This window comes from Acinetobacter sp. CIP A162, assembly GCF_000367905.1.
In the GTDB taxonomy this organism is placed as follows: Bacteria; Pseudomonadota; Gammaproteobacteria; order Pseudomonadales; family Moraxellaceae; genus Acinetobacter; species Acinetobacter lwoffii.
In genome coordinates this window covers 1-14,418 of the sequence record NZ_KB849158.1, presented here as the reverse complement: position 1 = coordinate 14,418, position 14,418 = coordinate 1, and the positions used below count along the sequence as shown (strand labels likewise).

The window sequence follows — 14,418 nt, the reverse complement described above, 5'->3', positions numbered from 1 at the left end:
AACCTGAACATCTCTAAGTGTTTAGGTTTTAGTCTTTATAAATAGCATGTTATTTAAGCAATGTGCAGTCTTTGTTGCGAAAAAAACAGATGACGCATCTGTGCAGCAGTCAGTTTGAGTTTGGTTCCATTGGTGTTGAACAGGGCTGGCGTAACATTCAGTCGCGACAGGGTCGGCAATAATGCATTTTCAAAATCTTCAGAATTGATTTTACGCGGGATGTAATCCGGCCAATGCTGCTGGGCATAATTTTTAGCATCCAGCGGATTGAGCCAGAATGGGAAGATGCAGTCTTCCTGGTCACGCATCATCGCCCAGCCTTGGTGATATGCACCCCATAGCTCGCCACAATTCATCAAAGATTTAAGCATCGTGATCTTTAACAGAAAGTTTTTGCAGATCGGATCAAATTGAATAATTTTTCGTGGTTTCATTAGAATAAAGTGCTATTGGAGTTCAGGCTCTATTCTAGAAACTTTATATGAAATTACTGTTTCAGCTTTGCAAGGATTCGTAAGAAAATATGTATTGATTGCTACTTATTGAAAAAAGGGCATAAAAAAACGCCACCTAGGTGACGTTTCTTTATGCTTGCATGGTGGCCATGTTCTGCCAGTACTGGGCTTTGAGTGAATCTCGTTCTACACGGAAACCTTGATAATAAAGTTCTGCTAAAAAAAGCGCTGCTTTACCATGGCCAGCACGAGCGGCTTCTTCAAGCTGTTTTACTGCATCAGCAAAGTTCATTTGCGATTGAATGGTATTCACGGCATCTGCGTACAGATGTTCCAGATCGTGTTGAGAGAGTTGTTGTATCATATAAAAACTCCTTAATTTTAATTATGATTACAGGATAGACTATTTAGTCTAAATACAAATATAAATTAGTATTGTTAAACTAATATTACAAAATAATGGAAAAGTCAACTATTCGATTTTATTTGTTTACTTAAGTTATAGTTTAACTGATTAAACTATACACAACTATAAATATTATTAAGCTACATTGTAAATGGATAGCAAACAATAAGGAGAAGGCCATGATGACAAGAACTTTAGATGGTGTGAAATTTGATATGCCTCCGACTGCAGGTCAAATTATGGAACTTGCCGATTTGCATCGTAAAAAACTCGATCAAGCTATATTCAGTAAACACACCCATCTGGGTGATTATGGACTGGCACAACGTAAAGAAGTCTACGACTTTACCCGTGCGCTGGATGAAAACCAGCGTGAGCAGTTTTATAAGCTTTATAATGGTGAGCTGGTCCGCATTGCAGATGAGGATCGTCTGCATCCGCCTGAAGCAGAAGCGGGTTTAAGTAAATTTGCAATTGCACTGGTATTGCTTGTTGTTGCATTGGTGCTGTATTCAACAATTATTACCAGAATCATGAATTAGTCCTCGAAATAGCAGGATTCAGCTCTTATGAATATTCAGTGCGCTGACTTGAACTTATGTAACTGCGACCATACACTACCTCTAACCTGAGGTAGTGTATGTCTATAGATACAGAAAAACTAAGCCAATTTTTCAGCAGAATCAAACTGGAACAGATTTATAACAGTGTGGTTATTTTTATTATTGCGATCATTCTACTTTTAGCCGCATTTGCTCTATATCGTCCGTTGAGCATTGCTCAAGTCACCCAGATTCAGCAACTGTCTAAACAGCAAAACCTTCCCCAAACTCAGGATATGGCACTCGCTTTATTAGAGCAGCAGCATATCCGTCGTGGGCAATATCTTAAATTGATGCAGGCTTATCAGCAGGAATCACTTCGGGCACGTCAGCTTCCGCCGGTTTCTGTGGAGATGCCTTAGGCATAGGGTTTGTTGGTAAGTAATAATTGGCATCCATTAAATTTCGCTCCAAACGCATTTTCAAGGCATTTTGATCCAGTTCTTTGTTGACGACGACTAGGGTTAAGCGATCAGGATGAAAATGCTTGCGCACTGCATTTTGTACATCTGCCGCTGTGATTTTAGCCAAGCGTTCTGGATAACTGGATAAATAATCAGTTTGCTCACTATAAAAACCCATATTGCCTAGCTGGGCATTAATGGTGGCATTACTGCTGTAATTATTAGGAAAAGCACGTAACATGCCTGCTTTGGTTTCTTCCAGACGCTGAGTATCAATAGGTTGGCTGACAAAGTTGATAAAAGCCTGATGTGCGACCTGAATACTCTCCAGCAGTTGATCCTGACGCGTGGAATACTTAAAGCTGAATACGCCGGGTGCCTGACTAAAGCTCAATGAACTATAAGCGCCATAAGTAAAACCACGTTTCACCCGCAGTTCCTGCATCAATACCGCATTAAATCCGCTACCGCCAAACATGCGATTGGCGACTTCTAAAGCCAGTTTATCTTCAGTAAAGCGGGTTGGGCCTAAATGCCCAAAGGTGACATGCGCCTGAGACGAGTTATAGGGTAGATGTACCACTTCAAAACCAGATTGAGTTTCAGGTTGTGGCAATCGCACTGCTTTTTGCCCTTGGGGTAAATTACCGGCAATGCGTTCAGACAGTTCCAGTGCCTGTTTCGGGCTGAGTTTTCCAGTAATGGAAATATTCATATTTTGCGCCACCAAAAACTGATCACGAAATTTTTTCAATAATTCTGCGTTAATTTTCTTGGTACTGCCTTGGGTACCAGTGATTGGTTCTGCATAAGGGTGTTGACCATATAGGGCACGATAAAAACGGATATCCATGAGTCGGCTTGGATTTTCCTGCAGCTGTTTTTGTCCCACTTGGGTATTGCTTAAAGCCAGATTAATGCTGGATGGTTTAAATGATGCATTCTTGAGAACCTCCATCAGCATGCCCAATGCGGGTTCCAGTTTTTCCGGGTCTGAAAGCGTACGCAGACGAACCACAAACATATCCCGATAGGCTTGTACGCTGAATTGTGCTCCGGTTTGGTCAAAAACTTCCGCCACCTGATTGGCGCTATATTTGTCGGTTCCTTCACGCATCAACTTGGCTGCCATATTGGATAGACCATACAGACCTTTGGTAATTTCCTGATCACGGGCCGAACCGGCATTAAAGGTCAGCTGGATATCCACCATGGGAAGATCCTGCGTTTCAACAAATAGTGTACGTACTTTGTAGCGATTGTTCAGGTCATGAATATAAGGCGCCTGAAAACCCCGTTGCTGATTAATATTTTTTAAGCTTTGTAGCAAGGGGATAGACTGTAACTGACTTGGATTATCATTTTGGTCAGGTTGAGGATCCAGATAGTTTTCTGCATAGGTAGCCGAGCTCAGACTTAAAATTGAAATAAGCAAAAATGGACGAAGTTTAAGCATTATAATCCCCGTTGCTGGGTGTTTTGTTCAGGTAATAGATAAAGTGTGCTGAGATTTTCACGCACAAAATAGGCGTTGGCGACACGCTGGATATCCTGAATACTGACACTTTCAAAGTGTTTCGGTAATTCATCCATCAGGCGATAACTCAAGCCATTGACCTCCAGATTGCCAATCATTTTAGCTTGTCCGGCAATATCATCCTGGCTATAAATTAAATTGGAAATAAAGCGGGTACTGATACGATCCACTTCCTGTTGGGTCATCGCGGTAGTTTTAAGTAAATCTACTTCATCCTGAATTGCTTGTTGTGCTTCTTGCAAAGAGATGCCCGGTGCAGGTAAGGCAGAAATACCAAACAGGCTGTCGCCGCGATTATAGGGATCATAAGAAACGCTGACAGAGGTCAGAATTTTACGATCACGTACCAATCGGTCTTGCAGACGCGAAGAAATGCCACTGTCCAAAAGACTGCGAATAATGGTCAAGGCATAAGCATCTTGGGGGTTTTTGGCAGTGCCAAGGGATTTTACATTCCAGGTCATGTACAGATTGGGCACATGAACATTGCTATTAATCTCCATATGCCGATAGCCTAAGCGTTCAAACTCCAGTACATCATTGCGTGCTGGTGTTGGGCGTGCGGGAATGTCAGCAAAATATTTTTGTACCTGAGCCAAAGCAGCTTCAGATTCTACATTTCCAACAATCACCAGAATGGCATTATTCGGACTGTACCAATCCCGATACCATTTTTTGACATCATTCAACTGAATATTATTCAGAGTTTTCATGTGTCCAATCACCGGCTGACGGTAGTGGCTGGTCGGATAACTGATCCATTTAAACCGTTCAAAGGCTTGCGCACGCGGATTGTCATCGGTGCGCTGGCGCCGTTCTTCCATGACGACTTTAATTTCTGGCTCGAAGTCCTGCTGTCGAAGTAATAAATTACTCATCCGGTCAGATTCAAGTTCCAGGGCCATAGGAAAATAGGCCTTAGGATAAAGCTGATAATAATTGGTGTAATTGGTAAAGGTGGCCGCATTGATACTGCCGCCATAAATCCGGCTAAGACGGGTAAATTCATCATTTGGGACTTTATGAGTGCCTTTGAACATCATATGTTCAAGTGCATGGGATACCCCCAGAATATTTCCGGATTCATCACTACTGCCGACTTTGTACCAAATTTGTGTCATTACCATGGGCGCACGATGGTCTTCCCGAATAATGACTTTTAAACCGTTACTTAAAGTGGTTTCAAAAGTAGTCCGTGACAATTCGCTTCGGGTTTGTGCCTGAACCGAGTTAAAACTCAGGCTAAGCAAGACTGCTGCACCGAGTGGATAAAGCATCTGTTTGATCATTTGCGAGAAAGAGGAGATAGTCAAAAAGGTGATGAACACTAGATCTCCTGAAATAGGCGTTTGTATTTAGAGTTATTTTTAATAAATGCGTGCTTGAAAGCAACCGAGAGCTGTAGCTTTTTGGTATGTTTGTCCAGCATTTGCATTGCTAGCTGCAAAGCAGGCAAGTTATGGTAGAATCTGGGTTTTTAACGCAATGCTTTTCAAGGATTCGGCATGCAACAGCAATCTAATGGGCAAAACAAATTTTTGATTGATGCTGATATCGGAGATGATGATGTCACATTACCGAGCTTACCTGCGGTCAATGTGCCTATCGTAGAAACGCCAAGCGAAACAGCTGTAGTTTCTGCACCTGTCGAAACAGAAACTGAAAATGAAGATTCTGCGGCGAAAGGTGGCTTCTTTAGCCGTATGAAAGTGGGTTTAACCAAAACCCGTAAAAACCTTGCCGATGGGATGGTAAATATCCTGATCGGTGGTAAAGAAATTGATGATGAATTATTAGAAGAAGTCGAAGAGCAGCTTCTGGTGGCCGATATCGGTGTGGAAGCCACCAAGACCATTATCGCTAACCTGACTGAACGTACGGCACGTGGTGATTTGATCTATTCGCATTCACTCTATAAAGCGCTTCAGGAAGAACTGGTGGCTTTATTGGCACCACGGGTAAAACCGCTGCATATTGATCCGAATAAATCGCCTTATGTGATTCTGGTAGTTGGTGTGAATGGTGTCGGTAAAACGACTACCATTGGCAAGTTGGCAAAGCGCCTGCAAGGTGAAGGCAAGACCGTCATGTTGGCAGCAGGCGATACTTTCCGTGCGGCTGCAACTGAACAGCTCCAGATCTGGGGTGAGCGTAATAATATTGCGGTTGTTGCTCAGGGTCATGGTGCTGACTCAGCTTCAGTGATTTTCGATGCTTTTGAAAGTGCGCGTGCCAAAGGTGTGGATGTATTGATTGCAGACACAGCGGGCCGTTTGCATAACAAAGGTCATTTGATGCAGGAATTGACTAAAGTAAAACGTGTAATGCAGAAAATTGATGCCACTGCACCTCATGAAGTGATGTTGGTGGTCGATGCCGGTACTGGTCAGAATGCTATTAATCAGGTCGAGATGTTTGATGAGGCGGTAGGCTTGACGGGCTTAACTATTACCAAACTTGATGGTACTGCCAAAGGTGGGGTACTGTTTAATATCGCCAGTCGTACTCATGTGCCGATTCGCTTTATTGGTGTGGGTGAAAAAATTGATGACCTGCGTCCATTCTCTGCCAAATCTTTTGTTGCTGCATTATTTGAAACTGAAAAATAAATAATGTGCAATGCTTCACATAAACTCCGCCAAGTGCGGAGTTTGTTGTTTTTGGCTGGTTTGAGTGTTGTAAAAACCGACAGTAAAACCACCACTAAATCTGCCCATCTTGATAAAGGCCTTATAATTGTAGGGGATTTTCTAAGCTGATTTGGCTTGTTTTTTGTGGGGTAGAAAATGGCATTGCTAAATAAGATTGGTCAGGTATTAACAAGCGATATAACCAAGGATTTTAAATTTTCAAGAAAAAATAAACTGAATGGTGATTTAGAACTGACTTTTGTCGATCAATTGAAAAAGCGCCGTAGTATCGATCAACTCGGTAAGCGGGTACATTATAGTCAGACTTATCTTGGCGAAATCATTCAGGAAGCAGTGCGCAGTTGCCCTTCGGCTTATGATTCTCAAACTACGCGCATTGTGGTGTTATTTGCAGATTCTCATCATCAATTCTGGGAAATTGTGAAACAGGTACAGCGTCAGCATATGCCGGCATCTATTTACGAAGGAATGGAAATCAAGTTGAATCAATGTGCTGCTGCCTATGGCACGGTTTTGTTTTATGAAGATCAAGCCGTGATTCAACAATTACAAAAGAAAATGCCATTAAATAGTGAAGATTTTCCAGCATGGTCGGAACAAACTTCCGGTATGGCGCAATTTGCTGTGTGGACGACGCTGGCAGATTCTGGCTTAGGAGCATCCTTACAGCACTACAATCCACTGATTGATGAAAGGGTCGCTGAGCATTTTGAAATTGAAAAGAACTGGTTGTTGCGAGCCCAACTTTGCTTTGGATCAATTGAACAAACAGTAGAAGAAAAATTACAAAAGCCGGATCAGCACCGTTTCAAAGTATTTAATTAAAAGTTTATAGAGAACTTTATATGTGACAGCATGGAAGCTGCAGATAAAATCAGATACAAATACGCTACCCAGATCTAAATCTGATTGTTCTATAAATAAAACACATTGTTATCGAAATGCACCTGTCTTGGGTGCTTAAAGCACGTAATATGACTTTATCGATTTTTTAATAATCAAAATATATAGAGGTGAATTCATGGCATTTTTAGATCAAATCAAACAACGCCGTAGCATTTATTCAATTGGAAAAAATGTAGAGCTGGATCAAGCAGAAATTGAGAAAATCATTAAAGATGCGGTGAAGCACAGTCCGTCATCTTTTAACTCGCAAACCTCGCGTGTGGTGATTTTATTTGGTCAATCACATGATACTTTCTGGCATATTGTACGTGAAACTTTACGTGATCTGGTTTCAGCAGATGCATTTGAATCAACCAATAGCAAGATCAATGCTTTTGCAGCAGGTTATGGTACCGCACTGTTTTATGAAGACCAGAACGTGGTGAAGTCGATGCAGGAGCAGTTTGCACTCTATGCCGATAACTTCCCGGTCTGGTCTGAGCATTCTTCCGCTATTGCACAGTTTGCAACCTGGACCGCTTTGGCAGAAAAAAATATTGGGGCTTCATTACAGCACTATAATCCAATTATTGATGAGGAAGTCGCACAAACTTTCGAGATTCCATCTCACTGGAAACTTCGTGCTCAACTGGTATTTGGGTCAATTGAAGCACCTGCAGGTGAAAAAACCTTTATGGATGATGCAGAACGTTTTAAGACCTTTGCATAAATAGTTTTAGATTAAAAAGAAGCACTTTGATGCTTCTTTTTTATGTCTTAGAGTTGGATTTGGATATGATGTGATATCTCTAGCAAATAAATGCTAAAAACACAGGCTGTATCATTCCAGCTTTTGTCATAAGATTGTCATTTAGACGCGGCATAGTGCAGCTAATTTTTAATAAACAACCAAAAATGAGTAAAGGATATGGGTTTACGTATTGCGGCAACTGCAGCAGTGTTTCTGTTTAGCACATCAGTTTTTTCAGCAGTGACCGTCACAGTACCTGAAGAAATAAAAATTGTTGCCGTAAATGATCAGGAGGTGAACTCGGGTCTATTGCGTTCTAATCAGACTTATAGCTTGGATGCAGGTATAAATGCGATCAGCGTACGCTATAACGAATTTTTCCAGCATTCAGACAATTCACATGACATTTTAAAGTCAGGTGTTGTTACGGTAAAAACACCCAGCCTTAAAGATGGTGAGACTTATCGTTTAGCACTCATTCAGGCGCCTAAGGATTTTGATGCAGCGCAAAAATATAAAGATCAGCCCATTATTGGTCTATATGATGCAAAAAATCAGCTCTTAGTCCAGCAGACGGGCGCTAAAGATGCAGCGAAACCATGGTTTGGAAATCGAGTGTTGACTAAAAAAGTGGATTTGACAACTCAAGCTGCGACAGAAGTTAATCAACCGGCAGCTATATATACTCAGTCAGCAGAACAGAATGATCAGCAGCTGATTCAATTATGGCAGAAGGCTTCTAAAGCTGAGCGTCAAAAATTTATGACTTGGCTCGCTGAGCAGGCAAATTAAAATATTTTGATGAAGAATCAAAAAGATCACCATTAAAGTGATCTTTTTTTTATAAGATGAGGGCTAGAAAATTAACATTTGCTTAAACTTTTCATGTGGAATTAGCTAGAAAAATGCAAAAAAAGTGTTAAAAATAGCCTTTTAGATTAAAAAATAAACGCATGATTGGTTTTTTTGAATATTTTTAAGAAAAGCCCTTGCGCTCGTTTTGAAACTGTATAGAATACGCAGCACACCAACGCAATGCATGAAACGAAACGTTAAGTGATTGGGTTGGAGCTTGAAACTGACGAGGTTTTAAGAAGATCATTAAGAGATTATGAAGAACAACTTGTGTGGATTTTTACTGGTTGATTGATCGAAATTATTTTCATTGATTGATGGTAGAAATTACTCGAAGTTTATTTGAGAAATATTTGTCAGAAAATTGATGAGCCAAGATTGGTGCCCTTTAAGGCACTACATAGTATTAAACTGAAGAGTTTGATCATGGCTCAGATTGAACGCTGGCGGCAGGCTTAACACATGCAAGTCGAGCGGGGAAATGTAGCTTGCTACATTACCTAGCGGCGGACGGGTGAGTAATGCTTAGGAATCTGCCTATTAGTGGGGGACAACATCTCGAAAGGGATGCTAATACCGCATACGTCCTACGGGAGAAAGCAGGGGACCTTCGGGCCTTGCGCTAATAGATGAGCCTAAGTCGGATTAGCTAGTTGGTGGGGTAAAGGCCTACCAAGGCGACGATCTGTAGCGGGTCTGAGAGGATGATCCGCCACACTGGGACTGAGACACGGCCCAGACTCCTACGGGAGGCAGCAGTGGGGAATATTGGACAATGGGGGGAACCCTGATCCAGCCATGCCGCGTGTGTGAAGAAGGCCTTTTGGTTGTAAAGCACTTTAAGCGAGGAGGAGGCTACCGAGATTAATACTCTTGGATAGTGGACGTTACTCGCAGAATAAGCACCGGCTAACTCTGTGCCAGCAGCCGCGGTAATACAGAGGGTGCAAGCGTTAATCGGATTTACTGGGCGTAAAGCGCGCGTAGGTGGCCAATTAAGTCAAATGTGAAATCCCCGAGCTTAACTTGGGAATTGCATTCGATACTGGTTGGCTAGAGTATGGGAGAGGATGGTAGAATTCCAGGTGTAGCGGTGAAATGCGTAGAGATCTGGAGGAATACCGATGGCGAAGGCAGCCATCTGGCCTAATACTGACACTGAGGTGCGAAAGCATGGGGAGCAAACAGGATTAGATACCCTGGTAGTCCATGCCGTAAACGATGTCTACTAGCCGTTGGGGCCTTTGAGGCTTTAGTGGCGCAGCTAACGCGATAAGTAGACCGCCTGGGGAGTACGGTCGCAAGACTAAAACTCAAATGAATTGACGGGGGCCCGCACAAGCGGTGGAGCATGTGGTTTAATTCGATGCAACGCGAAGAACCTTACCTGGTCTTGACATAGTAAGAACTTTCCAGAGATGGATTGGTGCCTTCGGGAACTTACATACAGGTGCTGCATGGCTGTCGTCAGCTCGTGTCGTGAGATGTTGGGTTAAGTCCCGCAACGAGCGCAACCCTTTTCCTTATTTGCCAGCGGGTTAAGCCGGGAACTTTAAGGATACTGCCAGTGACAAACTGGAGGAAGGCGGGGACGACGTCAAGTCATCATGGCCCTTACGACCAGGGCTACACACGTGCTACAATGGTCGGTACAAAGGGTTGCTACCTCGCGAGAGGATGCTAATCTCAAAAAGCCGATCGTAGTCCGGATTGGAGTCTGCAACTCGACTCCATGAAGTCGGAATCGCTAGTAATCGCGGATCAGAATGCCGCGGTGAATACGTTCCCGGGCCTTGTACACACCGCCCGTCACACCATGGGAGTTTGTTGCACCAGAAGTAGGTAGTCTAACCTTAGGGGGGACGCTTACCACGGTGTGGCAGATGACTGGGGTGAAGTCGTAACAAGGTAGCCGTAGGGGAACCTGCGGCTGGATCACCTCCTTAACGAAAGATTGACGATTGGTAAGAATCCACAACAAGTTGTTCTTCATACGATGTATCTGAGGGTCTGTAGCTCAGTTGGTTAGAGCACACGCTTGATAAGCGTGGGGTCACAAGTTCAAGTCTTGTCAGACCCACCACTACTGACGAAGCGCAAGCAGAAACAGAACGATACATTGACTTATTGATAAGCTGGGGACTTAGCTTAGTTGGTAGAGCGCCTGCTTTGCACGCAGGAGGTCAGGAGTTCGACTCTCCTAGTCTCCACCAAATTTCAAGACAAGAAAAGCATGCTTTTCCTTGAAATTTAAGCAAGAAGCTACGCTTCGCGCAGTATGTAATCATACAGTGATGAAGTTGTTTAGTTCCTAAGCGATCAGGTGTTTAGATCCTAGAGATTAACAAGTACAAGCGTTATGATACGCGCACTTGATAACCTCTGTGATTTATCACAGTTTCCTGACCTGACGAAGGCTGGAAAAATCATTAACAGAATATATTTGAGTTGAAATAATTTGTTCAAACTCGTTTCAAGTAGGCAACTACAAGAAATGAGTTCTAGCGAAATTAACTGAATCAAGCGTTTTGGTATATGAATCTAATTGAAGCTGTACAGTAGTTAAGTCTACGAAACGCCAACTGTATGAGTAAGTCGCAAGACAAGCTCTGTTGCTTATCCTACTTGTAAGGATAAACGACTGTTTGGGGTTGTATAGTCAAGTAATTAAGTGCATGTGGTGGATGCCTTGGCAGTCAGAGGCGATGAAAGACGTGATAGCCTGCGAAAAGCTCCGGGGAGGCGGCAAATATCCTGTGATCCGGAGATGTCTGAATGGGGAAACCCACTTACCATAAGGTAGGTATTGCAACATGAATACATAGTGTTGCAAGGCGAACGAGGGGAAGTGAAACATCTCAGTACCCTTAGGAAAAGAAATCAATTGAGATTCCCTCAGTAGCGGCGAGCGAAAGGGGAAGAGCCCATTAAGTCATATAAGTTCTAGTGGAACGCTCTGGGAAGTGCGACCGTAGACGGTGATAGTCCTGTACACGAAAGGGCTTATATGATGATGTCGAGTAGGGCGAGGCACGTGAAACCTTGTCTGAATATGGGGGGACCATCCTCCAAGGCTAAATACTCCTGACTGACCGATAGTGAACCAGTACCGTGAGGGAAAGGCGAAAAGAACCCCTGTGAGGGGAGTGAAATAGATCCTGAAACCGCATGCATACAAGCAGTGGGAGCCGGCATTGTGTCCGGTGACTGCGTACCTTTTGTATAATGGGTCAGCGACTTATATTCAGTAGCAAGGTTAACCGAATAGGGGAGCCGTAGGGAAACCGAGTCTTAATAGGGCGTTTAGTTGCTGGGTATAGACCCGAAACCAGGTGATCTATCCATGAGCAGGTTGAAGGTTGGGTAACACTAACTGGAGGACCGAACCCACTGTCGTTGAAAAGCCAGGGGATGACTTGTGGATAGGGGTGAAAGGCTAATCAAACTTGGTGATAGCTGGTTCTCCCCGAAAGCTATTTAGGTAGCGCCTCGGACGAATACCATTGGGGGTAGAGCACTGTTTCGGCTAGGGGGTCATCCCGACTTACCAAACCGATGCAAACTCCGAATACCAATGAGTACTATCCGGGAGACAGACTGCGGGTGCTAACGTCCGTAGTCAAGAGGAAAACAATCCAGACCGCCAGCTAAGGCCCCAAAATTATAGTTAAGTGGGAAACGATGTGGGAAGGCATAGACAGCTAGGAGGTTGGCTTAGAAGCAGCCACCCTTTAAAGAAAGCGTAATAGCTCACTAGTCGAGTCGGCCTGCGCGGAAGATGTAACGGGGCTAAAACTATATGCCGAAGCTGCGGATGCATAATTTATTATGCGTGGTAGGGGAGCGTTCTGTAAGCCGATGAAGGTGGATTGAGAAGTCTGCTGGAGGTATCAGAAGTGCGAATGCTGACGTGAGTAACGACAATGCGAGTGAAAAACTCGCACGCTGAAAGACCAAGGGTTCCAGTCCAACGTTAATCGGGGCTGGGTGAGTCGACCCCTAAGGCGAGGCCGAGAGGCGTAGTCGATGGGAAATTGGTTAATATTCCAATACTTCTGTGTAATGCGATGAGAGGACGGAGAAGGTTAAGTCAGCCTGGCGTTGGTTGTCCAGGTGGAAGGTTGTAGGCATGTATCTTAGGCAAATCCGGGGTACTCTATGCTGAGAACTGATAGCAAGCTGTACTTGTACAGTGAAGTGGCTGATACCATGCTTCCAGGAAAAGTCTCTAAGCTTCAGTTACACAGGAATCGTACCCGAAACCGACACAGGTGGTCAGGTCGAGTAGACCAAAGCGCTTGAGAGAACTCTGCTGAAGGAACTAGGCAAAATGGTACCGTAACTTCGGGAGAAGGTACGCTGTTGTCTGTGATAGGACTTGCTCCTTGAGCGGCCGACAGCCTCAGAAACCAGGCCCCTGCAACTGTTTATTAAAAACATAGCACTCTGCAAACACGAAAGTGGACGTATAGGGTGTGATGCCTGCCCGGTGCTGGAAGGTTAATTGATGGGGTTAGCGTAAGCGAAGCTCTTGATCGAAGCCCCAGTAAACGGCGGCCGTAACTATAACGGTCCTAAGGTAGCGAAATTCCTTGTCGGGTAAGTTCCGACCTGCACGAATGGCATAATGATGGGGGCGCTGTCTCCAGCAGAGACTCAGTGAAATCGAATTCGCCGTGAAGATGCGGTGTACCCGCGGCTAGACGGAAAGACCCCGTGAACCTTTACTGCAGCTTGACATTGAACTTTGATCTTACTTGTGTAGGATAGGTGGGAGGCTTTGAAGTCGCGACGCTAGTTGCGATGGAGCCGTCCTTGAAATACCACCCTGGTAATATTGAGGTTCTAACTCTGTCCCGTTATCCGGGACGAGGACCATGTCTGGTGGGTAGTTTGACTGGGGCGGTCTCCTCCTAAAGAGTAACGGAGGAGTACGAAGGTGCGCTCAGCGTGGTCGGAAATCACGCGTAGAGTATAAAGGCAAAAGCGCGCTTAACTGCGAGACCCACAAGTCGAGCAGGTACGAAAGTAGGTCTTAGTGATCCGGTGGTTCTGTATGGAAGGGCCATCGCTCAACGGATAAAAGGTACTCTGGGGATAACAGGCTGATACCGCCCAAGAGTTCATATCGACGGCGGTGTTTGGCACCTCGATGTCGGCTCATCTCATCCTGGGGCTGAAGCAGGTCCCAAGGGTATGGCTGTTCGCCATTTAAAGAGGTACGCGAGCTGGGTTTAGAACGTCGTGAGACAGTTCGGTCCCTATCTACCGTGGGCGTTGGAAATTTGAGAGGATCTGCTCCTAGTACGAGAGGACCAGAGTGGACGAACCTCTGGTGTACCGGTTGTCACGCCAGTGGCATCGCCGGGTAGCTATGTTCGGAAGGGATAACCGCTGAAAGCATCTAAGCGGGAAGCCTACCTCAAGATAAGATTTCCCCGAGACTTTATGTCTCCTAAAGAGCCGTTGAAGACTACGACGTTGATAGGTTGGATGTGGAAGCATAGTGATATGTGAAGCTGACCAATACTAATTGCTCGTGAGGCTTGACTATACAACACCCAAACAGTTGTTGTATTAAGCATCAATCGATTCGATATTCAGCAAAACAGCTTGATTCATAAGCTCGTTAGTATGACAATATTCAACTCAAATAAAACCTGTTAATGAATTCTATTTGGTACGAAGTAAGGCATACGAAATAAACAGCGTAAATAAGACCCGAACAAGTCCATAAACAGTTGTGCTGGCGACCATAGCAAGAGTGAACCACCTGATCCCTTCCCGAACTCAGAAGTGAAACCTCTTAGCGCTGATGGTAGTGTGGGGTTACCCATGTGAGAGTAAGTCATCGCCAGCTCATTATTCGAAA

Annotated in this window: 10 protein-coding genes, 2 tRNA genes and 3 rRNA genes; 11 read left to right on the top strand and 4 right to left on the bottom strand. The window is 44.2% G+C overall.

What is annotated here, in order from left to right:
• Positions 1-53: 53 nt before the first annotated feature.
• Positions 54-434, bottom strand: a complete 381-nt coding sequence (locus F995_RS02550) for a DUF2750 domain-containing protein (RefSeq protein WP_004645256.1) — start codon at positions 432-434, stop codon at positions 54-56.
• 151 nt (positions 435-585) lie between these two features.
• Positions 586-819, bottom strand: a complete 234-nt coding sequence (locus F995_RS02545; RefSeq protein WP_004278686.1) for an SEL1-like repeat protein — start codon at positions 817-819, stop codon at positions 586-588.
• 224 nt (positions 820-1,043) lie between these two features.
• Between F995_RS02545 and F995_RS02540 the strand changes: the two genes are divergently transcribed.
• Positions 1,044-1,403 carry a hypothetical protein gene (locus F995_RS02540; RefSeq protein ID WP_034436454.1) on the top strand — a complete coding sequence of 120 codons (360 nt, stop codon included), beginning with the start codon at positions 1,044-1,046 and terminating at the stop codon, positions 1,401-1,403.
• Between the two features lie 98 nt (positions 1,404-1,501).
• Entirely contained in the window at positions 1,502-1,825 is a 324-nt protein-coding gene (locus tag F995_RS16225) for a hypothetical protein (protein ID WP_004645254.1), read from the top strand.
• Here F995_RS16225 and F995_RS02535 read toward each other — a convergent pair.
• Together F995_RS02535 and F995_RS02530 are read right to left on the bottom strand one after the other, a co-directional pair.
• Positions 1,749-3,323: a M16 family metallopeptidase gene (locus F995_RS02535; protein WP_004645253.1), complete on the bottom strand. Its 1,575-nt coding sequence runs from the start codon at positions 3,321-3,323 to the stop codon at positions 1,749-1,751. The genes F995_RS16225 and F995_RS02535 overlap by 77 nt on opposite strands.
• A complete protein-coding gene (locus tag F995_RS02530) occupies positions 3,323-4,732 on the bottom strand; it encodes a M16 family metallopeptidase (RefSeq protein ID WP_004645252.1) in 1,410 nt (469 codons plus the stop codon). Before F995_RS02530 ends, F995_RS02535 begins: the two co-directional genes overlap by 1 nt.
• Positions 4,733-4,909: 177 nt before the next feature.
• Here F995_RS02530 and ftsY point away from each other — a divergent pair, with 177 nt between their 5' ends.
• The 9 genes from ftsY to rrf all read left to right on the top strand — a co-directional run bounded on the left by ftsY (position 4,910) and on the right by rrf (position 14,406).
• The gene (gene ftsY, locus F995_RS02525) at positions 4,910-6,013 is read left to right on the top strand and encodes a signal recognition particle-docking protein FtsY (RefSeq protein WP_004278679.1); all 1,104 of its coding nucleotides are present in this window, start codon (positions 4,910-4,912) and stop codon (positions 6,011-6,013) included.
• 177 nt (positions 6,014-6,190) lie between these two features.
• Positions 6,191-6,880 (top strand): nitroreductase family protein, encoded by a 690-nt coding sequence (locus tag F995_RS02520; protein ID WP_004645250.1) that lies wholly within the window; start codon positions 6,191-6,193, stop codon positions 6,878-6,880.
• Between the two features lie 196 nt (positions 6,881-7,076).
• Positions 7,077-7,670, top strand: coding sequence for a nitroreductase family protein (locus F995_RS02515; RefSeq protein WP_004645249.1), 594 nt, complete (start codon positions 7,077-7,079; stop codon positions 7,668-7,670).
• A 198-nt stretch (positions 7,671-7,868) separates the two neighbouring features.
• Entirely contained in the window at positions 7,869-8,483 is a 615-nt protein-coding gene (locus tag F995_RS02510) for a DUF2057 family protein (RefSeq protein WP_004645248.1), read from the top strand.
• A gap of 471 nt (positions 8,484-8,954) precedes the next feature.
• Positions 8,955-10,492 (top strand): 16S ribosomal RNA (locus F995_RS02505).
• Positions 10,493-10,552: 60 nt separating this feature from the next.
• A tRNA-Ile gene (locus F995_RS02500) sits at positions 10,553-10,629 on the top strand.
• Between the two features lie 54 nt (positions 10,630-10,683).
• Positions 10,684-10,759 (top strand) — tRNA-Ala (locus F995_RS02495).
• Between the two features lie 444 nt (positions 10,760-11,203).
• Positions 11,204-14,100: ribosomal RNA gene (locus F995_RS02490) — 23S ribosomal RNA — on the top strand.
• Between the two features lie 191 nt (positions 14,101-14,291).
• Positions 14,292-14,406 (top strand): 5S ribosomal RNA (gene rrf, locus F995_RS02485).
• Together the 16S, 23S and 5S rRNA genes with 2 tRNA genes alongside form the textbook arrangement of a ribosomal RNA operon.
• Positions 14,407-14,418 lie beyond the last annotated feature (12 nt).

Bases quoted from the DNA above. Each gene is read 5' to 3' on its own strand.
- F995_RS02550 (WP_004645256.1), bottom strand. From the start codon at position 434: ATGAAACCACGAAAAATTATTCAATTTGATCCGATCTGCAAAAACTTT.
- F995_RS02545 (WP_004278686.1), bottom strand. From the start codon at position 819: ATGATACAACAACTCTCTCAACACGATCTGGAACATCTGTACGCAGAT.
- F995_RS02540 (WP_034436454.1), top strand. From the start codon at position 1,044: ATGACAAGAACTTTAGATGGTGTGAAATTTGATATGCCTCCGACTGCA.
- F995_RS16225 (WP_004645254.1), top strand. From the start codon at position 1,502: ATGTCTATAGATACAGAAAAACTAAGCCAATTTTTCAGCAGAATCAAA.
- F995_RS02535 (WP_004645253.1), bottom strand. From the start codon at position 3,323: ATGCTTAAACTTCGTCCATTTTTGCTTATTTCAATTTTAAGTCTGAGC.
- ftsY (WP_004278679.1), top strand. From the start codon at position 4,910: ATGCAACAGCAATCTAATGGGCAAAACAAATTTTTGATTGATGCTGAT.
- F995_RS02520 (WP_004645250.1), top strand. From the start codon at position 6,191: ATGGCATTGCTAAATAAGATTGGTCAGGTATTAACAAGCGATATAACC.
- F995_RS02515 (WP_004645249.1), top strand. From the start codon at position 7,077: ATGGCATTTTTAGATCAAATCAAACAACGCCGTAGCATTTATTCAATT.
- F995_RS02510 (WP_004645248.1), top strand. From the start codon at position 7,869: ATGGGTTTACGTATTGCGGCAACTGCAGCAGTGTTTCTGTTTAGCACA.